Below are 20,885 nucleotides of genomic sequence, written 5' to 3'. Positions count from 1 at the left end.
GAGTCTGGCCATGCAAGCGGTGCAGACAGTCTGGCGACTGATCCTGCGCTGGCAGAACGCGCTGGTCGCGATCGCGCTGCTCGCATTCGTGCTGACCGGCATCCGCCTGTATCCGCATGCGCCGCTGTCGGCGCATGCGGATTCGTCCACGGCCGTCCTCGGCGCGAACGGCGAACTGTTGCGCCTGACCCTGAGCGCCGACGACAAGTACCGCCAGTGGATACCGCTGCGCGAGATGCCGCCGGCACTGGTGCAGGGCGTGCTGCTGCACGAGGACGCCTGGTTCCGCTGGCATCCGGGCTTCAATCCCGTGAGCCTGCTGCGCGGTGCCTGGATCAGCTACGTTCGCGGCGGCAGCCGGCAGGGTGGTTCGACCCTGACCATGCAGCTGGCGCGGCTCATGTACCGGCTCAACACGCGCAGCCCGAGCGGCAAGGCCGAGCAGGTCGCGCGTGCGATCTGGCTGGAGTTGCGTTATTCCAAAGATGAAATACTGGAAGCGTATTTGAACTACGCGCCCTACGGCCGCAACGTCGAAGGCGTCGCCGCGGCCAGCCTGGTCTATTTCGGCAAGCGGCCGCAGGACCTGTCCCTGCCCGAAGCGCTGACCCTCGCGGTGATTCCGCAGGATCCGACGCGGCGCCTGCGCGACGCGGCGGAAGGCGGCGAGGATCGGCTCAACCGCGGCCTGCGCGCCGCGCGCGACCGGCTCTATGCGCGCTGGCGCGAGGCGCACGCGGCCGATGCGCTGACCGATGCGCTCATGAGTCTGCCGCTGGATCTGCGCTCCCCGGCACAGTTGCCGTTCGTCGCGCCGCATGCGGTGGAACAGGTGCTGCGCGAGGCGCAATGGGAACACCACCTGCCACCGCGGCTGGAGACGACCCTCGACGCCGGCCTGCAGCGCACGCTCGAGCGGCAGCTGCGCGAGACCCTGCAGCGCGAAGGCGCGCGCGGCCTCGACAACGCCGCGGCCATCCTTGTCGATACGCGCGACATGGGCATCAAGGCACTGGTCGGTTCGGCCGACTACACGAATGCGGCGATCGCCGGCCAGGTCAACGGCACGACGGCGAAGCGTTCACCGGGCTCCACGCTCAAGCCGTTCATCTATGCGCTGGGCATGGACCAGGGCGTGCTGCATCCGCGCACGGTGCTGCGCGACGTGCCCAGTTCGTTCGGGCCGTTCACGCCGGAAAACTACGACGGCCGCTTTCTCGGACCGGTCACCGCGACCGATGCGCTGATCCGCAGCCGCAACATTCCAGCGGTATGGGTCGCCTCGCAACTGGCCGAACCGAATCTCTACGAGTTCCTCCGGCGCGCCGGCATCACGCGTATGGCCAGCGAGCGCCACTACGGTCTCGCGCTCGTGCTCGGTGGCGGCGAAGTGACGATGCAGGAACTCGCCACGCTGTACGCGATGCTTGCCAACCATGGTGTGCTCAAGCCCTTGCGCCTGCGCGCCGATTCGCCACAGACCGACGGCGTACGCCTGCTCAGTGAGGAAGCGAGCTTCATGACGCTGGACATGCTGCGGCAGAACCCGCGTCCCGATGAGGCGACCACGGCCACGCCGGCGCGGCTGCCGATTCACTGGAAGACCGGCACGTCCTGGGGTTTTCGCGATGCATGGACGGCGGGCAGCTTCGGACCCTACGTGCTGATCGTCTGGATGGGCAATTTCGACGGGGCAGGCAATCCGGCGCTGATCGGTGTAGAGACCGCGGCGCCGCTGTTCTTCCGTATGGCCGACGCGATTCTGGCGCAGGATCGCGGCCTGGCCGAGCCGGCCTGGACCGTTCCTGCACAATTGCGCAAGGTGGAAGTGTGCCTGGCCAGCGGCGACCTGCCCAATGCCTGGTGCCCGCAGCGCGGCACGACCTGGTTCATCCCTGGCAAGTCGCCGATCCGCGTCAGCAGCGTGCACCGGCCCGTGACGATCGACGTGCGCAGCGGCAAGGCCGCGTGTCCGCCGTTCGATCCGGCGACGACGCGTACCGAGGTCTACGAGTTCTGGCCGTCGGATCTCGCCCGCGTGTTCGCCCAGGCGGGCATCCCGCGGCGCAGGCCGCCGCCCGACGCTGACTGCGGGATTGCCGGCAGCGGCGATCCGCCACGCATCACCTCGCCGCTGCGCGGCGCGGCGTATACGGTCCGCGCGCGGCGCAGCGAGGATTCGGCCGAGGCGCGCGTCGCGTTCAGCGCCACGGTCGATGCGGGCGTGCGCGAGCTGTACTGGTTCGTCGACGACGACTACGTCGGCGCTGCCGGCAGCGGCGAGACCGTGTTCTGGCAAGCACGCCGCGCGGGCCGTCACACCGCCCGCGTCGTCGACGACCACGGCCGCAGCGATACGCGCGAACTGCGCGTCGTCGCCGTCGATTGACGAACCTACAGCAGGCCTTTTGTCAGCTTCCTGAGCTCGTCCGCGAGCGAGGCGAGAAAGCCATGCATCGCCGAGGATTTGCGCCAGACCAGCGCGATGCGCCGGCTCGGTGCCTCGCCGCGGAAAGGCAGCATATGGATCGCTTCGGACTGGACCACGGGCGGGCGCACGGCCAGCAGCGGCAGCAGCGTGATGCCGACATTGGCCGCGACCATCTGGCGCAGTGTCTCCAGGCTGGTGGCACGGAAACCGTCGCGTTCGTTGGCGCCGGCGAGCTGGCACACGTCGAGCGCCTGATCGCGCAGGCAGTGACCGTCTTCGAGCAGCAGCAGGCTTTCGCTTTCGAGATCGTCGAGACTCAGCGCGTCGCGCTCGGACAGACGATGCAGGGTCGGCACCGCGAGCAGGAACGGTTCGTCGAACAGCACGTCGGCGTGCAGCTGGTCGTCGTGCAGCGGCAGCGCGAGCAGGGTCGCATCGAGGCGCCCTTCGCGCAGGCGCTGCAGCAGAATCTCGCTCTTTTCCTCGATGAGCAGCAGTTCCAGGCGCGGAAAGCGTGCGCGCAGGCCGGGCACCACATGCGGCAGCAGATACGGCCCGAGGGTCGGGAACAGGCCCAGGCGAAGCGTGCCGGATTCCGGATCCTTGGTGCGTCGCGCGATCGACCTGATCTGGTCGACCTCGTCCAGCACATGGCGGGCGCGTGCCGCAATCTCGCGCCCGACCTCGGTCAGCAGTATCTTGCGCGGGGTGCGTTCGACCAGAGCTACGTCGAGCTCGTCTTCGAGCTTCCTGATCTGGGTCGACAAGGTCGGCTGGCTCACGAAGCTGGCGTCCGCCGCGCGGCCGAAGTGCTTGTGTTCGGCCAGCGCGACCAGATAACGCAAGTCACGTAGGTTCATGGCAACCTCATAGCCGGGATCTATCGTTGCGATGGTATCAATTGATTGGCTAGATGAGAATGCGGGCCGTATTCTGCGGTCCGTGCGTTACCCCTCCCTTCGCACGAAGGGAATCGCTTTCAAACCCCCTAAGGAGTGAACCATGCTCAGCGTTGGTGAAAAGTTCCCCCAGTTCAACGTCAAGGCCACCGTTTCCACCGATCTCAAGAACGCCTTCGTCGACATCAACAACGACACCTACAAGGGCAAGTGGCTGGTCGTGTTCTTTTATCCGAAGGATTTCACCTTTGTCTGCCCGACCGAGATCACCGGCTTCGCCAAGCACAACCAGGCTTTCCTGGACCGCGACGCGCAGCTGCTGACCGGCTCGACCGATTCGGAGTTCGTGCATCACGCCTGGCGTACGCACCACAAGGACCTCAGCACGCTGCCGTTTCCGATGCTGGCCGACATCAAGCGCGAGCTGACCTCGGCGCTGGGCATCCTCGACAAGGACGCCGGCGTGGCCCAGCGTGCGACGTTCATCGTGGACCCGCAGGGCATCATCCGCTTCGTCTACGTGACCGACCTGTCGGTCGGCCGCAACCCGGAAGAAGTGCTGCGTGTGCTCGACGCGCTGCAGACCGACGAACTGTGCCCGTGCAACTGGCACCAGGGCGAAGACGTCATCAAGGTCGCCTGATTGACACGTAAAGCATGAAGCGGAGTGAGAAACGAGAGGGCGGCCCGTCTTCTCGTTTCTCCCCTTCGCTCCCGGTTCGACCAGGCCATTACGGCGGGCCGCGGCCTGGCCCGCTTGCCCCCTCGCTTCTCACTCCGTTTTCCCTCTTTCCCGCAAAAATGCGCGTATCGCGCAGGAATCTAGGGAAATAATCCATTTGTACCCATTGTTCTGCGCGCGGACCCGCTTCGCGGCTGGACGTAAAGGAGCGCCCCATGAGTGTTGCCGAACTGAAATCGCAGATCCCGGACTATGCGAAGGACCTGCGTCTGAATCTGGACTCCGTGCTCAGCGAAGGCGGAGCACCGGGCCTGAGCCGCAAGCAGATCGCGCTGATCGCGCTGTCCTCGGCGATCGCCTCGCGGCACGAGCCGCTGGTCGCCGCTCTGGCCGCCGAAGGTGCCGAGCATGCGAGCGAGGCCGAACTCAACGGTGCGCGAACGGCGGCGGCGATCATGGCCATGAACAATGTCTACTACCGCTTCACGCATCTGGTCAGTGACACGGACTATGCCTCCCTGCGCGCCGGCCTGCGCATGAACGCGATGGCCAATCCGGGTTGCGACAAGGTGGACTTCGAACTGTGCTCGCTCGCGGTCTCGGCCATCAACGGTTGCGGCATGTGCATGGATTCGCATGAGAAGACCCTGCGCAAGCACGAACTGACTACGCAGGCGGTGCAGAGCGCCGTGCGTATCGCCGCGGTGGTACACGCCGTGGCGGTGACGCTGGAACAGCGCGGCTAGCGCAATTGACCGGCCTGCAAACAAGAAACGCGCCTCGAAGGCGCGTTTCTTGTTTGCAGGCCTACCGGATGCCTGGCTCGCCAGCGGCACCTCGCGGTGCCGGTCGGGTCACAAGGGCAGGGTAGTCGTGGGTGCTCAGGCGAACTCGAGATTCTTCTCGAAGCTCTTGAGTTCGTGGCGCGACAGCGCGAGGTTGGACTTGGAGCGGTCGAGCACGACATAGAGGAACAGCTTGTCGTTGCGTTCCAGCGGGCGGATCAGGTGGTACTGGCGTTCGAGGCTGATGAGGATGTCCTCGATCGTGTCGTTGAGCTTCAGCGATGCGGCTACGCGTCGCTTGGCCTTGACCACCTCGGCGTTGCCGCTGGCGGCGAGATCCAGGTCGACGCCACCGCCGCCCTGCTTGGCCAGCGCCATGCCGCTGTCGCCATCGACGAGGGCTGCGCCGACGAAACCGTCCATGTTGGAAAGGGGAGAGAGATCGAGCTTTGCCATGATGTTCCTCGTTGCATTGGGTTGCCCGCGGCCGGCGGGCTACGGTTCATCAGGTGACGGCCGCTGCCGCCGCGGCGGCTTGGTAGCGGTCGAGCCATTCGTCCAGCGCGCGGCCGATCTCGGCCGCGGTCGTGCGGGTTTCGTGCAGGAGAATGCCGAGGTTGGTCGTCGGCCTCGCCAGCGTGGAGACGACGAACAACTCCTTGCGGCTGGGTACGCGCTGCGCAAGCAGCGTGCCGTTGAGTGCGCTCACGACGACGTATTGCGACCGGTCGATACGGACTTCGCGGCCGATAGTCTCGCCGAGCGCGACCATGGAGCCGATCATCGCGGCGATGCGCGGTGGATCGGCTTCGTTGTCGACGACGTGCGAAACCAGGCGCCCGTCCACCGTGGCGATGACACAGCCGATCGCCGCCGGGATGCGCTGATGCAGAGAGCGAACGGCCGCGTCGATGGTCGTCTTCAGGGCCAGTGGCAGGTTGCGGGAGATCTGTGTCATTGCGCCCTTGCTCCTTGCACCAGCTGCAGCCATTCGTCCGCGTCGCCTGCGGAATTGACGCGGTCCACGGACTGGATCTGTTCGAACAGGACATCCAGCACGCCGATCACGTCGTCGCGCCGGCGCACGTCGGCATCGATCACGGGCAGGAATTGCCCGCGTGAGGCGACGGCGTTCAAGTAGTCGTCAAGGCTGGGATGCGGATGGCTGTCCAGACGCCCGACCGCGACGACGATGCGGCCAGTGCCGATCTGGCTGCCGAACGCGGTGAGGAAGTCGGCCAGGTCGGCCAATGGATCAGGACGCGAGTTGTCCAGCAGCACGACCACGCCCAGTGCGCCCTCGGCCAGCAGCGGCCACATGAATTCGAAGCGGCGCTGGCCCGGAGAGCCGTAGAGGCGCAGCTTGTGTCCGGTGTCGAGCGTCAGCTCGCCGTAGTCCATCGCGACCGTGGTCTCGGCCTTGTTCGATTCACCGAAGTCGGTGTTTTCGACTTCGGTGCTGATCGGCTCGATCTCGCTGATCGAGCGGATCGCCGTGGTCTTGCCTGCACCCATCGGGCCGGCGAACAGCAGCTTGATCTCGCTCATGGCCGACCCATGCCCAGCGTGCGCCGGATCGCCGAAATGATTGCCTGTTCGTCGCCGCCGCCGGCGACGGAGGCGGTCCGCGCGGTCGTCGGCTCGGGTGGGGGCGTTGCCGCTACCGCGACGCCGCCCTCGTGGAAGAACTCGCAGGCCAGGCAGGCGTTGAGGAAACCGTCGACCACGGCACGTGGCGCGAGCGCCAAGGTCTGCAGTGTCGCGCGATTGTTGCCGCCGCTGCGCAGATGCTTGATGAGTTCCGCGAAACTCTTGTGGCCACCGGCGGCGAGATACGGCCAGCCCTTGAGTCGCAGGGCGTTGGGCGAGCGCAGGGCCGGCAGTGCGCCGAGGGTTCCCGACTGCAGGCCCAACTGCCATAGCAGCGGCTTGAGCGATACCGCGGCCGCCGCCGGCACCGCGGCCACCGGTGACGGATTCAGCGACCAGCCGTCGCGCAGCATGGCTGCAATCAATTGCTCCGGCGTCGTTGCCTTGCTGCGTTCGGCAAGTTGCATGCTGGCATGTCGCGCATTGAGCAGCGCGACGACGCTGCCACCGATATTCAATTCCACGGGCGGCGGACTGGCCTGCGCGCGCAGCTCGCACCAGCGCTGCAACCACTGCAGGGCCATAGTCGACTTTTCCTGCGCCGGGCGTGCGCGCAGCAGATCCGCGATGCGCACCAGCGCCGATGCCATCGCGCCGGTGCGCCAGGGACCTTCTATCGTGACCATGTCGACTGTGCCGTCGCTACGGCGCACCTCCGCGAGCAGGTTCGGCGATATACCCTGGCTGCCGTCGCCGAGAATGCGCACGGTCACGTCCGCGTTGGCGGTATCGCTCAGATACCACTGCAGACCTTGTGCCTGCTGCTCGTGCAGCACGCCTTGCAGCATGCGTTCGACCAGGGACTTCAGATACGTCGGTAACGCAACCGCAATCGAGAACGGCGCAGCGTCGTGCATTTTCATCATGGTGAAGGCCACTGTTGCGACAACCCCTGTTGCATCGTTCGGGCGAACGCGTCCGTCGGAGAGCGCCTCGCGCGTCCGAGCCCGGTCCGGTGATTTCAACTGCCTTGCCATGCAGGTATTTCGCGCGGAACAGCCTGGCGATATCCCTGCGGATAATGGCGATCAATCATTTCCGTCGGGCGGCATACGACGCCCCGACGATTTCATTGTGTACCGTCCAGATCAGAAACGGCTCACATAAAAATGTAAACAAATGAGAAGGTGGGTGCGTCTGCATGCCTAAGCGCGGGACGGCAGGCAGGCCTTCGTTGTACCTTGGTCCAATTGCGGACGGGCCTACTCAAACGCCAAGGGCGTTTGAATAATTGAGGCTATTTCCGGGGTTTTCGGAACGAAGCGACGGAAAACGCCGCAGGGTCGGGCTATTCGCCCGGACTGCGGGGCCTCGCGCGTTAACCGGTGTTCGCCGTATTACCCGCGCTGCGCGCGCCAGATCAGATGCCGTGAACCCTTGTTTCCATGCGCGCGCACCGGGATTTCCTCGACCGCGAAGCCGCATTTGCGCAAACGCGCGCTGAAAGCCGGGTCCGGACCGGCCGACCAGATCGTCACGACGCCCCCGGCGCGTAGCGCCGTCCGGATGCTGCCGAGGCCGTTGGCGCTGTAGATCCACGCATTGCCGGGGTGAGTCAGGCCGTCCGGGCCGTTGTCCACGTCGAGCAGGATCGCGTCGTAGGCATTGCGCTCGCGGCGCAGCAGTTGCGCCACGTCGGTTTCGCGCACGACCGTGCGGGCATCGGCCAGCGGATGTCCGGCGTGCGCGCCGAGCACCTCGCGGTTCCAGGCAATCACGCCGGGCACGAGTTCGGCCACGACGACCTCGGCGTCGTCGCGCAGTTGCCGCAGCGCGGCGGCGAGAGTAAAGCCCAGGCCCAGCCCGCCGACCAGGACGCGCGCCTTGGGCCGCGCGGCGATGCGGGTGCAGGCCAGCTCGGCCAAGGCGTCCTCGGAGCCGTGCATGCGCGTGGACATGAGATCGCCCGTGCCGGCGATCTTGATCGAGAAATGCTCGCCCTCCCGGAACAGGCGCAGTTCGCCGCCGCCGGGGATGGGTGCCGTGTCGATCAGTTGCAGGCGTTTGGCATTCATTGGACAGGACGGGCGATTGGGGGCGGCGATGATACGGGTGCCGGCAGGAGGGGGGCAGGCCAGGCTTAAACCTTTTGCGGTCCGCGATGCATCCGATCGCCTTGCGGATGTATCCGAAGCCCAGACCCTTGAAGCCAGCGAGCGAGCCATGAAACGAATAACCCTGACCCACCGTGTCGCCGCCGTCCTTGTCACCGCGTTCAGCGCGAGCGCGTTCGCCGACGACTGCGCGTTCAATGCCAAGCGTGACCTGGACGTGCCTGCCGCCGGCCTGAGCCGCCTCACTCTGCAGACCCAGGCCGGCGACCTGCGCATCGTCGGCGTCGCCGGCCTGGCCACGATCGAACTGCGCGGCAAAGCCTGTGCATCGAGCGCCGAGCAGTTGGAGAAGCTGCAACTGCAGCACCGCAGCGGTGGCGACCGGCTCGAGGTGAACACCATCGCGCCGGAAGAGATGGAGATGAAACTGTTCGGGTCCAACTACGCCTACATCGATCTCGAGGTGCGGATGCCCCAGGCACTGGCGCTGGAGCTGACCGATTCGTCCGGTGACATCGAGATCAGCGATGCCGGCGCGATCGATCTCACCGACAGTTCCGGCGACATCACCATCCGCGACCCGCGCGGTGACGTGCGCGTTCGCGACACCTCCGGCGACATCGAGATCGACGAGGCCCAGGGCAACGTCGTCGTGGCCAGCGACAGCTCCGGCGATATTGAGATCGAGGGTGCGCGCCGTGACGTCACGGTGGAGGGGGACAGCTCCGGGGACATCGAGATCAGGAAAGTCGGGGGCAATGCCCGCGTCGGCCGGGACAGTTCCGGCGACATCCGCTTCCGCGGCATCGTCGGCGACGCGGAGGTCGGCATCGACAGCAGCGGCAGCATCTACGCCGACGGCGTCAAGGGCAATTTCAAGGTCGGCAGCAAGTCCGGCGGGCGCCGCGGCATCGAGTATTCGGATATCGGCGGCAAGGTCAGCCTTCCCGACCACGACTGACGCGCGACCCTCGCCGGCGCTTTGGCGCGGCCGCCGCCAGTGCTAGCCTCCGCCGGTCGCGTGGAGGGGTATCGATGGACGGATGGCGCCTGCTGGGTCGTGTCGTGTTGTTCGCCTGGGCGGCTGTGGCCAGCGCCGCGCCGCCGGGGCCTCCGCTCGGCAAGCTGCCGGATACGGCCGAGCCGCTGCACTATGCGCTGACCTTCCGCGTCGATCCGGCCGCGGAGGGGTTCAGCGCCACCGCGGATATCCGCATCGCGCTCAAGCAACCGGCCGATCACGTCTGGCTGCACGCGCAGGATCTGGACATCCAGCAGCTCGACTGGCGTGACGCGGAGGACCACGCGCACCCGGCGCGATTCCTGCCGGCATCGGATACCGGCCTGGCCCGGATCGACTTTGGCAGGACGCTGCCGGCGCAGGAGTTGCGCCTGCATTTCGCCTACCGCGCGCACTACAACAGCCGCCTCGAAGGGCTGTACCGGGCGCGCCGCGCGGACAAGCCTTACATCATCACGCAGATGGAACCGATCAGCGCGCGGCGCGCGTTTCCAGGCTTCGACGAGCCGCGCTTCAAGACGCCATTCGATGTGCGCATCGAGATCCCGCCGGGCCAGCAGGCCGTGGCGAACGCGGCACAGACCGGCGTTGAACCGCTCGCCGACGGCTGGCGCCGGTTCACGTTCCGCACCACGCCGAAGCTGCCGACGTATCTGCTCGCGCTCGCCGTCGGCCCCTGGGACATCGTCGACGGCAAGCCGATTGCGGCGACGGCCTGGCGCGAGCAGCCCATACCGCTGCGCGCGATCGCCCCGCAGGGCGAGGGTCACCGGCTTACCGAAGTGCTGGCCGCGACACCGGAGATCATCACCGCGCTGGAAGACTACTTCGGCTATCCGTACGCGTTCGGCAAGCTCGACCTGCTCGCCGCGCCGGATTTCAGCGCGGGCGCGATGGAGAATCCGGGGCTCGTCGTCTTCCGCGAGGCGCTGCTGCTGCTCGATGCCAATACGCCGGCTTCCCTGCGCCGTGCGTCGTTCGAGGTCAACGCCCACGAACTCGCGCATCAATGGTTCGGCGACACGGTGACCATGCCGTGGTGGGACGACCTCTGGCTCAACGAGGCCTTTGCGACCTGGATGGAGGGCCGCATCACACAGGTCCTGCGCCCGGCGCAGCGTGCGGACTTGCAGAGCATCGTCGCGGCGCAGGAGGCGATGGAGGCCGACAGCCTGGCGAGCGCACGCCGCGTGCGCCAACCGATTGGCGACAACGGCGATATCGAAGGCGCCTTCGACAGCCTGACCTACGGCAAGGGCGCGGCTGTCCTGGGCATGTTCGAAGCGTGGCTCGGCGAGAAGACCTTCCGCGACGGCTTGCGCCAGTACATGCGCAAGCACGCGTTCGCGAGTGCTACCTCGGACGATCTGATCGATGCACTGCAGGCGGCCGGTGACCAGGATGCGCGCACGGGCAAAGCCATGCGCAGTTTCCTCGACCAGCCGGGCGTGCCGCTCGTGCGCACTGAACTGGTCTGCGACGGCGGTAAGGCGCGTCTGAGGCTGCGCCAGCAGCGTTTCTTTCCGGCCGGTTCGAGCGGCGACGCGCAGGCGCAGCGCTGGGGCATTCCGTTCTGCGTACGCAGCGGCAAGGGCGATGTCGCGGTGACGCAGTGCCAGTTGCTCGACCAGCCCCGCGCGGAAATGGTGCTCGACGGCGGCGACTGCCCGGACTGGTACCTGCCCAACGCCGAAGCGCGCGGCTACTACCGTATCGCGCCGGCGCCGTCCGACCTGAAGGCGCTGACTCGCGTTGCCGGCAAGCTCAATGATCGCGAGCAGCTCGCCTTTGCCGATGCGATCAAGGCAGGTTTCGAGCAAGGCGATGTCGATGCGGCCAGCGTGCTGGAAGCGATCGACACCCTGGCCGTGGCAAAGACGCGGGAGGTCGCCATTGCGCTGCTGCCCGAACTGGTCTGGATACGCCGCAACCTCGCCGACGACCGCGCGCGCCAAGCGATCGACAGCCACGTGGAGCAGATCTACCTGCCGCGTCTCGTGCAACTCGGCTATGTGCGTCGTGCCGGCGAAAGCGAGGACGATGCGCTGCTGCGCGCGGATCTGGCCGAACTGCTGGCGCGCAAGGTCGACAGCAAGCGCGTGCGCGCCGCATTGCTGGAACAGGGCAGGTCGGTGCTTGAGGGCGACGGCAAAGGCCGCCTGCGTTTCGGCGCGGCCAACTACGACCTGCTCGGCACGGTGCTCGCGGTGACGGTGCAGGAGCTTGGCGCGACCGCGGTCGATGCGCTGATCGCCGAGCTGGCCAGGAACAGCGATGCCAACCTGCGCATGAGCATGGTCATGGCCCTGGGTGCCACCACCGATCCGGTACAGGGCGAACGCGTGCGTGAGTTCGCGATCGGTCCGGCCGCCAAGGTCAGCGAGACCGCTCGCCTGCTCGGCGTGCATCAGTACGATCCGCGCAATCGCGCGGCGCTGTGGACCTGGTTCCAGCGCCGTTATGCGCAGGTCGTTGCGCACACGCCGGTCTTCATCCACGGCGACCTGCCCGAACTCGTCAGCGAGGGCTGGTGCGACAAGGACCAGGCCGTGCGCGTGGCGCGCTTTTTTGGGCGCAACGCTGACACGGCCAGCGGCACGGCGCAGGGGCTGGCACGCGCGCAGGAGGCAATCACGCTCTGCGCGGCCCGGCTTGCCCGGCAGGGCACGGTCGGCCTTGCGCGATGGCTGGAGCGGTGAGCGGCGAACGACGGACTGCGGGGCGCGCGAAGACTTGCGGATGCGGTCGCAGTCTTTTGTGCGCGTCGCGTTCGCCGCACGCAGCCGCGCTCTACAATCGCCGCATCAGGTCCGGGGGATTGCGCCGATGAGCGAAGCCGACAGCAGCCGCAGCGTGTTCGCGCAGGTGCCCGAGCGCAACACCTCCGACAACATTCTGCGCACGGCGCAGCAGCACCATGTCCAGCTGTCGGCCATGGCGGACACCAAGGCCAACATCATCATCACGGTTTCGTCGATCGTGCTGACGCTGTCGTTGGGCAAGCTCACCGAGCCGGGCCTGCGCGTGGCGGTGCTGATCCTCATCGGCTTCACGCTGGTCGCGCTGCTGCTCGCGATTCTTGCGGTGCTGCCGAAATACCGGCCGCTGCGCCTGCACAGCGAAGAACTGCCGTCGCACTTCAATCTGCTGTTTTTCGGTCATTTCTCCGAGATTTCGCGCGAGCGCTTCCTGCAGGAAATGGCACGCACGCTGGAGCCCGGCGGCACGATCTACGAGACGCAGGCCAAGGATCTGTATTCGCTGGGCCTGTACCTCGCGCGGCACAAGTACCGCTACCTGCGCCTGAGCTACCTGTTCTTCCTCGCGGGCTTCGTATTCGCCTGCGGAGAGCAGGCGGTGCAGATGATGCTGGGATGAGCATGGACCGCCCGAAGGACGACAGGGACGATCAGGTCAGGCTGCTGGCCTTCGCGCTGTTTCAGATTCGGGTACTACTCGCGGGGCATGTGAGCTTCACTGGCGATCGGGAGCGGATGATTCCCGCCGACGAAGGGACGCGGGTCGCCGCCAATCTCGCCTACGCACTGCACAACCCGGCTCTGGCGATCATGGCTGGCGAATCGTTCGATCTCGATCTGGCGTTAAAGCAAATAGAGCGCGTGGACCGCCTTTTAGGCGCGGACACGATAGCGGCGCTGGAGCACGCGTTCCCGCATCTGCGGCGAAATGTGCGCTAACCCGTGATCGCTGCGATGCCTTCGGTTTAGCCGCTCCTGCGCGGTGAAACCCACATCGTGATGTCAGCGTCGAACACGGCCTCGTTCTGCGCGTCGCGCACTTCGACTTTCGCGTGCAGCTCCTGCGCCTGGGTCGGTTCGGTGATCAGCGGCACGAGCGCGGTGGCGGTCATCACCCCGCTGGCTTTTTTCAGATAGCGCACGCTCATGCCCTTGGGAATCCAGCGTGTGCCGGCGGGGATGGTCGCGTCGGTGGCGAGGCCGCCGGCCAGCTCTGCCATGTTGCACAGCGCGATCGCGTGCACCGTGCCGATGTGGTTCTGCACGCGGCGGCGCTGGCGGATGCGCACGACGCAACGCCCGGCCTCGAGCAGGTCGACGGTCGGCGAGATGCTGCCGAAGTAGGGTGCGCGCCAGCAGATCAGGCGTGAATACAGCCACCGGCCGGCGGCGGAACGCCCGAGTTTGTGGAACAGGCTTAGTGCTTCGGAGGCCATGGGCAGTGACAGTGGAGAGGCGAGAGGAGTGAGGAAACAGTGGGAGAAGCGGCGGCAAGTGCGTCTACTCGTCGCTCACTTCTCCCCACTCTTTCCTGCCTTCAGGCTACCGAGCGCAGCACGGTCTTGCCGTGTTTTACCGCTGCTTCGAGTTCACGCGGATCGAAATCATCCACGCTGATGAACTCGAACGTCGCCGTGCGCACGCGTTCCAGCAGCTTGCGCTCTTCGCTCGTGACACCGCCGCCGGCCTCGACTTCAGCCAGCTGGCCGTTGTAGTCGTAGGCTTTCACGTTGAGCGTCTTGACCGCCTTGAGGAACTTGCGCTCGACCGGTTCGGCCGCGATCACGTCGGCGAGCAGTGCGTTCATGCGGCCGATGGGATTGTTTGCATTCGGCGTAAGGTATACATCGCCAGCGAGGCGGTCGCGCGTCTCGTTCGGCGCGCACAGGATGGCTGCCACGCGCCGGCCGAGGCGATCCGACGGCGGCACTTCGCGCCGGCCCAGCGGAAAGATCAGCGTGCGCAGCAGCCACGCGATCGGACGCACCGGAAAATTGCGCAGCACGCCGTCGAGCGCCATCTGCATGCGCCAGACGCAATCGTGGAAGGCCCAGGCCAGCAAGGGCTGGTCGGCGACCGGGCGACCCTGGTCCTCATAGCGCTTGAGCATGGCCGAGGCGATATAGAGGTTCGACAGCACGTCGCCGAGGCGCGCGGAGATCTTCTCCTTGAACTTGAGCTTGCCGCCGAGTACCAGCATCGAGGTATCGGCCATCAGCGCGAGCGCAGCCGCGTAGCGATTGAGCTTGCGGTAGAAGCGGCGCGTGTACTTGTCGCCCGGGGCCGAGCCGATCTTCGCGTGAGTGACGCCGAGCACGAAGCTGCGCACGGCGTTGGAAATCGCAAACCCGATGTGGCCGAACAGCGCCTTGTCGAACGCCTTGATGCGCTCGGAATAGTCGCTGAGCTGGGCTGCCTGCATTTCCTTGAGTACGAACGGATGGCAGCGGATCGCGCCCTGGCCGAAGATCATCATGCTGCGCGTCAGGATGTTCGCACCTTCGACCGTGATCGCGATCGGCGCGCCCTGCCAGGCGCGGCCGGCGTAGTTGCGGGGGCCGAGGATGACGCCCTTGCCGCCGTGCACGTCCATGACGTCCTTGGCGATCTCGCGGCCGAGTTCGGTCGCGTGGTACTTGCCGATGGCCGAGGGCACCGACGGCTTCTCCCCGCGATCCACCGCGGCGGCGGTCGCGCGCGACAGCGCGCTGATCGCATACGTGTAGCCGCCGATGCGTGCGAGTGCTTCCTCGACGCCTTCGAAGCGGCCGATGGCCATGCCGAACTGCTTGCGGATGCGCGCATACGCGCCGGTCGCGATCGCACCGATGCGCGCGGCGCCGGTCGCATTCGACGGCAGCGAGATCGCCCGGCCTACCGACAGGCATTCGACCAGCATGCGCCAGCCTTCGCCGGCCATTTCCGGTCCGCCGATCAGCTGCGACAGCGGCACGAACACGTCCTTGCCGCGCACCGGACCGTTCTGGAACGGGATGTTCAGCGGCATGTGGCGGCGCCCGATCTCGAGGCCCTTGGTGTCGCGCGGCAGCAGCGCCAGCGTGATGCCGAGATCGTCGGTATCGCCGAGCAGCTGTTCCGGGTCGTACATGCGGAAGGCGAGGCCGACCACCGTCGCGATCGGCGCCAGCGTGATGTAGCGCTTGTCGAAGGTCAGGCGCACGCCGAGCACGTTGGCGCCGTTCCACTCGCCCTTGCAGACGATGCCGTAGTCCGGGATCGACGTCGCATCCGAACCCGCGTAGGGACCGGTCAACGCAAAGCACGGGATCTCCCGGCCGTCGGCCAGACGCGGCAGGTAGTAGTCCTTCTGGTCCTTGGTGCCGTAGTGCAGCAGCAGTTCGGCCGGACCCAGCGAATTCGGCACGGCCACGGTGGAGCCGATCGTCGTCGACACGCTCGCGAGCTTCTGCAGTACCACCGAATGCGCCAGTGCCGAGAACTGCAGGCCGCCGTATTCGCGCGGAATGATCATGCCGAAAAACTTGTTCTTCTTGAGAAATTCCCACACGGCCGGAGGCAGGTCGGCCAGTTCGTGAGTGATCTCCCAGTCGTTGGTCATGCGGCAGAGTTCTTCCACCGGGCCGTCGAGGAAGGCGCGTTCGTCAGCCGAGAGCGTCGGCACTGGCTCCCGCAGCAACTGGTTCCAGTTCGGCTTGCCGCTGAACAGTTCGCCTTCGAAACCGACGGTGCCGGCTTCAAGCGCGATTTTCTCTGTTGGTGACAGCTGTGGGGTTATCTTCTGGTAGATCGTGAGCAGCGGCGCGCTGAGCCGCGTGCGGCGCAGGTCGGGAAGATTCAGTGGCACCGCCACGAGCGCGAATACCAGCAGCGTGGCCGAGGTCGCCACCCAGTGCGCATCGGCGAGCACGCCGATCGCGACGATCGCGACTGCGGTCGCGATGCTCCAGGTGCGCAGGCTCGCGCGCCGATAGGAGCAGACCAGCGTCACGACGAGCGCGGCCAGCAGGGGAAGCCAGTGTTGCATGGTGAACTCCTCAGTAGATCAGTTCCGTCCCTGAGGCAGGGTCCGGACGAAGGAAAGCACAGCATCGGTGAACAGGTCATTGCGGTCGCCGGCGACCATGTGGGTGGCACGCGGCACGACGACGTGGCGCGCCTGCGGCACGAGGTCGAGAAATTCGGAAATGGTGGATTGCGAGACGACATCGCTGTCACTGCCCGAGAGCAGCAGCACGGGAACACGAATCTGGCGCGCCGCTTCGATCAGCGTGCTCTGGTGGCGTTCGCCGTTCTCGGCGATGCGCTCGAGCAGGGCCGGATCCCAATGCCAGCGATAGCGGCCGTCTTCGCGCTGTACCAGCAAGGACTGCAGGCGTTGCGGCGAACGCGGCTCCTGCCTGTGCGGCAGATACACCGCAATACTGGCGGCCGCTTCATCGAACGAGGCGAAACCATCGGGATGCGCACGCATGAAGGCGAGGATGCGCTCGACGCCGGCGGTTTCCCAGCGTGGCGTGATGTCGACGAGGACCAGGGCGCGGAACAGTTGCGGATTGCGCGCCTGGGCCAGCAGGCCAACCAGGCCGCCGAACGATGCGCCGACCAGCACCGGTAACGAGCCGGCGAAGCCGGCCATGAGGTTCAGATCGCTGACGAACTGGTCAATGGCGTACTCGCCGTCCGCGAGCCAGTCGCTGCTGCCGTGGCCGCGCGCATCGGCGCACAGGCAGAGAAAACCCTGCCCGGCGAGCTGGGTGGCGCTCGCATTCCACGCCTTACGGGTCTGGCCGAAGCCGTGGGTGAAGACCAGGGACTGATTACCGGCCATGCCGTGCAGATCGCACGAGAGGCGCAGGCCGTCTTCGGCGACCATGCTCAGTGCGGCCTTGTGATTCAACATCTTGGATGGGGTGAGTCGGGCTTCAAACATACGTTTGAGTATCCCCGGAGAACTAGAGTATTCAATCCGAGATACCTCGTCTTTTCATCAAATCTTTCTGAAAACAGGTGTCCATACGGTCGCATTCAGTAGGTTCGGGGCGTACCGCTGCCACGGCGGTCCTGCCGGAACCAATGCCATGAAACAAGCACGAACTGGCGTGATCCGCCTTGAGAATCGCGGCCGCCTCTCCCCGGTAGACTGGGAACACGCTGCGCTGGAGGCCATCGCCGAGCAGGGCATCGGTGCCGTTGCGATCGAGCCGCTGGCACGTCGCCTGGGGGTGACCAAGGGAAGCTTCTATTGGCACTTCCCTACTCGGGAAGCCCTGCTCAAGGCGGCGCTGCAACGCTGGGAGCGCATGGACGAGGAGGAATTCCGCGGCGTCGAGCCGATCAGGGACCCGCGCGAGCGCTTGCGTGTCCTGTTCCGCCGCACCAGCCGCGAAATGCAGTCACATGTCGTCTACTCCGCGCTGCTGCGCGCGCTCGACCATGCTTCAGTGCAGCCAGTGATGTCGCGCGTTTCGCAGAAGCGCATCGATTTCCTGAACGTCGCTTACCGCCCGTTGGGCCTGGAACGCTCCGCCGCGTCCTACCGCGCGCGTCTGGCCTACGCTGCTTACGCCGGATTCCCGCAGCTGTCGCTGCAGCTGGGCCTGCCGCGTCTGTCGCATGCGGTGTTCGACGGATACATCGATCACGCGATATCCACCCTGATCCCGGCGTGACCGCGTCGTCTTGACGCAACTCCTTGATAAGCCAAAGGGCTACCAGCCGATTTGTTGCAATGCTGGCGGCCCGCCGCTAACGTGGCCTGTCTCACTTCAGGCACGGGCCCTGGCGGGCTCAGGATCAGGACATGGCAAGCAAGCTCGACGCGTTGAACCGATGGGTGGATGAAGTCGCTCGTCTGACTCAACCGGATCGCATCCACTGGTGCGACGGCTCGGAAGCGGAGTACCAGGCCCTGGTCGAGCTCATGCTCGACACTGGCGATGTGAGCGAGCTGAATCCCGCTACGCACCCGAACTGCTACCTGCACCGGTCCAACCCCAGCGACGTCGCCCGCGTCGAGCATCTGACCTTCGTCTGTTCGCGCGATGCCGACGACGCCGGCCCCAACAACCATTGGATGGAACCCGCCGAGGCGCACCAGAAGATCGACGCGCTGTTCGCCGGCTGCATGAAAGGACGCACGCTGTATGTAGTCCCCTACTGCATGGGACCGATCGATTCCCCGCTCGCGCGCTGCGGCGTTGAGATCACCGACAGTCCCTACGTCGTCGCCAACATGCGGATCATGACGCGAATGGGCGCAGCGGCCCTGGCCCGTATCGAGCGCGAAGGCAGTTTCGTCAAGGGTCTGCATTCGACCGGCGATCTCGATCCGGCCAAGCGCTTCATCATGCATTTCCCGGAAGAACTCACGATCAAGTCGATCGGTTCGGGCTACGGCGGCAATGCCCTGCTCGGCAAGAAATGCCATGCGCTGCGCATCGCGTCCTGGCAGGCGAGACAGGAGGGCTGGCTGGCCGAGCACATGCTGATCGTCGGCCTGGAGAGCCCACAGGGCGAAACCCACTACGTCGCCGCCGCGTTTCCATCAGCCTGCGGCAAGACCAATCTGGCCATGCTGATCCCGCCGGCCGCCTATCCCGGCTGGAAGGTCTGGACCATCGGCGACGATATCTGCTGGATGCAGCCTGGCGCCGATGGCCGCCTCTGGGCGATCAACCCCGAAGCCGGGTTCTTCGGCGTCGCGCCGGGGACCAGCCGCTCGACGAATCCGAATGCGCTGGCCATGCTCGACCGCGACGCAATCTTCACCAACGTGGCCGAGACGTCCGATCAGCAGCCGTGGTGGGAAGGTCTGCCGGACGGCAAGCCGGTGCGGGACTGGCAGGGACGCGATTTCGATCCGGCAAACGGGCCGGCAGCGCACCCCAATTCCCGCTTCACCGTCAGCGCGAGGCAGTGCGCGAGCTGGTCGCCGCGTGCGGAAGATCCGCAGGGCGTACCCATCTCCGCGATCATCTTCGGCGGCCGGCGCGAATCGCTGGTGCCGCTGGTTTTTGAATCGCGCGACTGGAAGCACGGCGTACTCGTCGGCGCAGCGATGGGTTCGGAGACCACGGCCGCAGCGACCGGTGCGGTCGGTGTGCTGCGGCGCGACTCGATGGCCATGAAACCGTTCTGCGGCTACAACTTCGCCGACTACTTCGCGCATTGGCTTGGCTTCGACAAGCCGAATGCCAAGCTGCCGAAGATCTTTCACGTCAACTGGTTCCGCAAATCTGACGGCAAGTTCGTGTGGCCCGGTTTCGGCGACAACATGCGTGTGCTGGAATGGATCGTGGGCCGCTGCAAGGACACGGCCGGCGCCATCGAGACGCCGATCGGCAACGTGCCCCGGCGCGAAGACCTGAATCTGGCCGGCCTCAACCTGACTGACGCCGATCTCGATCTGCTGCTGAGCGTCGACCAGGAGGGCTGGGCCAGGGAATACGCCAGTATCGGCGAATACCTGGAATCCTTCGGGCCGCGCACGCCGGACGCGCTGAAGCGCGAGCACGCACGCGTCCGGGACGAGCTGGCCGAGCCCGCGCTGCAGCCCAAGGTTGCTGTCGGCTGATCCGGCTGCGGCCGGCGGACGTGGACACGTCGCCGCATCCGCGCGCCGCGGAGGGCGCCATGGTGTCTCGCGGCCGAACTCGTCCGCGCGTGATTCCGTGGTGAGGGCTTACTACTGCCATCGCTTCGTTCTGCCGCTGCCGCCGGAGCATCGCTTTCCGATGGCCAAGTACGCGCTGCTCCATGTGCGTGTCGCGGCGGTGGCCGACACGGCCGGGATCGAGCTGATCGAGCCCGGACCGGCCAGCGACGGCGACCTCTGCCGCGCGCACACGGCGGACTATGTCCGGCGCGCCTGCCAGGGCGAACTCGACGCGACCGAGCAACGCAAGATCGGGTTTCCGTGGTCGCCGGCGATGATCGAGCGCTCGCGACGGTCCAGCGGTGCGACGATGGCGGCGCTGGAACACGCGCTGCGTGGCGGCCGAGTCGCGGTGAATCTGGCCGGGGGAACGCATCACGCGTTTGCCGACCATGGTGCCGGCTACTGCGTGTTCAATGACTCCATCGTCGCCGCACGGCATGCACAGGCCGGTGGCCTGGCGCGGCGTGTGCTCGTCATCGATCTCGACGTGCACCAGGGCAACGGTACCGCGTCTATCGCGCGCGACGACGCGAGCATCTACACGTTTTCGTTGCATGGCGAGCGCAACTATCCGGCGCTCAAGGAACGCAGCGACCTCGACGTGGAACTGCCCGACGGCTGCGACGATGCGCACTATCTCCAGGCGCTGGCCCAGCACTTGCCGCAAGCGCTGGCTGCCGCCGATGCGGATGCGGCTATCTACCTCGCGGGTGCGGATCCGTATGTCGGCGACCGTCTAGGTCGGCTCGCCCTGAGCAAGGCTGGTCTCGCCGAGCGCGATCAGATGGTGCTGGATGCCTGCGTGCGGCATGATCTGCCGCTCGCGATCAGCATGGCGGGCGGCTATGCGGCGGACGTTGCCGACATCGTGGACATCCACTACGCCACCGTCCTGGCCGCCGCAGCCTGCGCGCGCCGTGTGGCAGCGGTTTAAACCCCGCGTCCGGTTCCGGCATCCAAGCCGG

At 66.2% G+C, this 20,885-nt stretch carries 19 protein-coding genes; 10 read left to right on the top strand and 9 right to left on the bottom strand.

Annotated features, from left to right (window positions below):
* Nucleotides 1–10: 10 nt before the first annotated feature.
* Nucleotides 11–2,389: a penicillin-binding protein 1C gene (gene pbpC, locus RUU78_RS03595; RefSeq protein WP_313913758.1), complete on the top strand. Its 2,379-nt coding sequence runs from the start codon at nt 11–13 to the stop codon at nt 2,387–2,389.
* Between the two features lie 5 nt (nt 2,390–2,394).
* Here pbpC and oxyR read toward each other — a convergent pair whose 3' ends face one another.
* Nucleotides 2,395–3,291: a DNA-binding transcriptional regulator OxyR gene (gene oxyR, locus RUU78_RS03590; RefSeq protein ID WP_313913756.1), complete on the bottom strand. Its 897-nt coding sequence runs from the start codon at nt 3,289–3,291 to the stop codon at nt 2,395–2,397.
* Between the two features lie 142 nt (nt 3,292–3,433).
* On the opposite strand from oxyR, the gene RUU78_RS03585 reads away from it, so the two are divergent.
* Nucleotides 3,434–3,973 (top strand): peroxiredoxin, encoded by a 540-nt coding sequence (locus RUU78_RS03585; protein WP_313913754.1) that lies wholly within the window; start codon nt 3,434–3,436, stop codon nt 3,971–3,973.
* A gap of 254 nt (nt 3,974–4,227) precedes the next feature.
* A complete protein-coding gene (locus RUU78_RS03580) occupies nt 4,228–4,758 on the top strand; it encodes a carboxymuconolactone decarboxylase family protein (RefSeq protein ID WP_313913752.1) in 531 nt (176 codons plus the stop codon).
* A gap of 135 nt (nt 4,759–4,893) precedes the next feature.
* Here RUU78_RS03580 and RUU78_RS03575 read toward each other — a convergent pair whose 3' ends face one another.
* The 5 genes from RUU78_RS03575 to RUU78_RS03555 form a co-directional block, all read right to left on the bottom strand.
* Nucleotides 4,894–5,253, bottom strand: a complete 360-nt coding sequence (locus RUU78_RS03575) for a roadblock/LC7 domain-containing protein (protein ID WP_313913750.1) — start codon at nt 5,251–5,253, stop codon at nt 4,894–4,896.
* A gap of 49 nt (nt 5,254–5,302) precedes the next feature.
* Nucleotides 5,303–5,755, bottom strand: a complete 453-nt coding sequence (locus RUU78_RS03570; RefSeq protein WP_313913748.1) for a hypothetical protein — start codon at nt 5,753–5,755, stop codon at nt 5,303–5,305.
* Nucleotides 5,752–6,345, bottom strand: coding sequence for an ATP/GTP-binding protein (locus RUU78_RS03565; RefSeq protein ID WP_313913746.1), 594 nt, complete (start codon nt 6,343–6,345; stop codon nt 5,752–5,754). Before RUU78_RS03565 ends, RUU78_RS03570 begins: the two co-directional genes overlap by 4 nt.
* Nucleotides 6,342–7,313 (bottom strand): hypothetical protein, encoded by a 972-nt coding sequence (locus RUU78_RS03560; protein WP_313913744.1) that lies wholly within the window; start codon nt 7,311–7,313, stop codon nt 6,342–6,344. The genes RUU78_RS03565 and RUU78_RS03560 overlap by 4 nt, the downstream gene beginning before the upstream one ends.
* Before the next feature lie 471 nt (nt 7,314–7,784).
* Nucleotides 7,785–8,462: a hypothetical protein gene (locus RUU78_RS03555; RefSeq protein ID WP_313913742.1), complete on the bottom strand. Its 678-nt coding sequence runs from the start codon at nt 8,460–8,462 to the stop codon at nt 7,785–7,787.
* 148 nt (nt 8,463–8,610) lie between these two features.
* Here RUU78_RS03555 and RUU78_RS03550 point away from each other — a divergent pair, with 148 nt between their 5' ends.
* The 4 genes from RUU78_RS03550 to RUU78_RS03535 all read left to right on the top strand — a co-directional run bounded on the left by RUU78_RS03550 (nt 8,611) and on the right by RUU78_RS03535 (nt 13,220).
* Nucleotides 8,611–9,462, top strand: a complete 852-nt coding sequence (locus RUU78_RS03550; RefSeq protein ID WP_313913740.1) for a DUF4097 family beta strand repeat-containing protein — start codon at nt 8,611–8,613, stop codon at nt 9,460–9,462.
* Between the two features lie 74 nt (nt 9,463–9,536).
* Nucleotides 9,537–12,221 carry a M1 family metallopeptidase gene (locus tag RUU78_RS03545; protein WP_313913738.1) on the top strand — a complete coding sequence of 895 codons (2,685 nt, stop codon included), beginning with the start codon at nt 9,537–9,539 and terminating at the stop codon, nt 12,219–12,221.
* 127 nt (nt 12,222–12,348) lie between these two features.
* Nucleotides 12,349–12,900: a Pycsar system effector family protein gene (locus RUU78_RS03540; protein ID WP_313913736.1), complete on the top strand. Its 552-nt coding sequence runs from the start codon at nt 12,349–12,351 to the stop codon at nt 12,898–12,900.
* On the top strand, nt 12,897–13,220 hold the full coding sequence (locus tag RUU78_RS03535) for a hypothetical protein (protein ID WP_313913734.1): 324 nt from the start codon (nt 12,897–12,899) through the stop codon (nt 13,218–13,220). Before RUU78_RS03540 ends, RUU78_RS03535 begins: the two co-directional genes overlap by 4 nt.
* A 26-nt stretch (nt 13,221–13,246) precedes the next feature.
* Here RUU78_RS03535 and RUU78_RS03530 read toward each other — a convergent pair whose 3' ends face one another.
* From RUU78_RS03530 to RUU78_RS03520, 3 genes are all read right to left on the bottom strand, one after another.
* On the bottom strand, nt 13,247–13,717 hold the full coding sequence (locus RUU78_RS03530) for a hotdog fold domain-containing protein (RefSeq protein ID WP_313913732.1): 471 nt from the start codon (nt 13,715–13,717) through the stop codon (nt 13,247–13,249).
* Between the two features lie 101 nt (nt 13,718–13,818).
* Complete coding sequence (locus RUU78_RS03525; protein ID WP_313913730.1) at nt 13,819–16,287, bottom strand: acyl-CoA dehydrogenase; 2,469 nt, start codon at nt 16,285–16,287, stop codon at nt 13,819–13,821.
* Nucleotides 16,288–16,305: 18 nt separating this feature from the next.
* A complete protein-coding gene (locus RUU78_RS03520; RefSeq protein WP_313913727.1) occupies nt 16,306–17,193 on the bottom strand; it encodes an alpha/beta hydrolase in 888 nt (295 codons plus the stop codon).
* Between the two features lie 148 nt (nt 17,194–17,341).
* Between RUU78_RS03520 and RUU78_RS03515 the strand changes: the two genes are divergently transcribed.
* From RUU78_RS03515 to RUU78_RS03505, 3 genes are all read left to right on the top strand, one after another.
* Complete coding sequence (locus tag RUU78_RS03515; protein WP_313913725.1) at nt 17,342–17,932, top strand: helix-turn-helix domain-containing protein; 591 nt, start codon at nt 17,342–17,344, stop codon at nt 17,930–17,932.
* A 131-nt stretch (nt 17,933–18,063) separates the two neighbouring features.
* Nucleotides 18,064–19,836, top strand: coding sequence for a phosphoenolpyruvate carboxykinase (GTP) (locus tag RUU78_RS03510; RefSeq protein ID WP_313913723.1), 1,773 nt, complete (start codon nt 18,064–18,066; stop codon nt 19,834–19,836).
* Nucleotides 19,837–19,936: 100 nt separating this feature from the next.
* Nucleotides 19,937–20,854 (top strand): histone deacetylase, encoded by a 918-nt coding sequence (locus RUU78_RS03505; protein ID WP_313913721.1) that lies wholly within the window; start codon nt 19,937–19,939, stop codon nt 20,852–20,854.
* Nucleotides 20,855–20,885: the final 31 nt, after the last annotated feature.

Origin of the sequence: Tahibacter sp. (assembly GCF_032229445.1) — a bacterium.
In the GTDB taxonomy this organism is placed as follows: Bacteria; Pseudomonadota; Gammaproteobacteria; order Xanthomonadales; family Rhodanobacteraceae; genus Tahibacter.
Note: the sequence above shows the minus strand (reverse complement) of the source record. Positions and strands in the feature narration are given on the sequence as shown.

Coding starts and splice junctions, on each gene's coding strand:
- pbpC (WP_313913758.1), top strand. CDS start 11: ATGCAAGCGGTGCAGACAGTCTGGCGACTGATCCTGCGCTGGCAGAAC.
- oxyR (WP_313913756.1), bottom strand. CDS start 3,291: ATGAACCTACGTGACTTGCGTTATCTGGTCGCGCTGGCCGAACACAAG.
- RUU78_RS03585 (WP_313913754.1), top strand. CDS start 3,434: ATGCTCAGCGTTGGTGAAAAGTTCCCCCAGTTCAACGTCAAGGCCACC.
- RUU78_RS03580 (WP_313913752.1), top strand. CDS start 4,228: ATGAGTGTTGCCGAACTGAAATCGCAGATCCCGGACTATGCGAAGGAC.
- RUU78_RS03575 (WP_313913750.1), bottom strand. CDS start 5,253: ATGGCAAAGCTCGATCTCTCTCCCCTTTCCAACATGGACGGTTTCGTC.
- RUU78_RS03570 (WP_313913748.1), bottom strand. CDS start 5,755: ATGACACAGATCTCCCGCAACCTGCCACTGGCCCTGAAGACGACCATC.
- RUU78_RS03565 (WP_313913746.1), bottom strand. CDS start 6,345: ATGAGCGAGATCAAGCTGCTGTTCGCCGGCCCGATGGGTGCAGGCAAG.
- RUU78_RS03560 (WP_313913744.1), bottom strand. CDS start 7,313: ATGATGAAAATGCACGACGCTGCGCCGTTCTCGATTGCGGTTGCGTTA.
- RUU78_RS03555 (WP_313913742.1), bottom strand. CDS start 8,462: ATGAATGCCAAACGCCTGCAACTGATCGACACGGCACCCATCCCCGGC.
- RUU78_RS03550 (WP_313913740.1), top strand. CDS start 8,611: ATGAAACGAATAACCCTGACCCACCGTGTCGCCGCCGTCCTTGTCACC.
- RUU78_RS03545 (WP_313913738.1), top strand. CDS start 9,537: ATGGACGGATGGCGCCTGCTGGGTCGTGTCGTGTTGTTCGCCTGGGCG.
- RUU78_RS03540 (WP_313913736.1), top strand. CDS start 12,349: ATGAGCGAAGCCGACAGCAGCCGCAGCGTGTTCGCGCAGGTGCCCGAG.
- RUU78_RS03535 (WP_313913734.1), top strand. CDS start 12,897: ATGAGCATGGACCGCCCGAAGGACGACAGGGACGATCAGGTCAGGCTG.
- RUU78_RS03530 (WP_313913732.1), bottom strand. CDS start 13,717: ATGGCCTCCGAAGCACTAAGCCTGTTCCACAAACTCGGGCGTTCCGCC.
- RUU78_RS03525 (WP_313913730.1), bottom strand. CDS start 16,287: ATGCAACACTGGCTTCCCCTGCTGGCCGCGCTCGTCGTGACGCTGGTC.
- RUU78_RS03520 (WP_313913727.1), bottom strand. CDS start 17,193: ATGTTTGAAGCCCGACTCACCCCATCCAAGATGTTGAATCACAAGGCC.
- RUU78_RS03515 (WP_313913725.1), top strand. CDS start 17,342: ATGAAACAAGCACGAACTGGCGTGATCCGCCTTGAGAATCGCGGCCGC.
- RUU78_RS03510 (WP_313913723.1), top strand. CDS start 18,064: ATGGCAAGCAAGCTCGACGCGTTGAACCGATGGGTGGATGAAGTCGCT.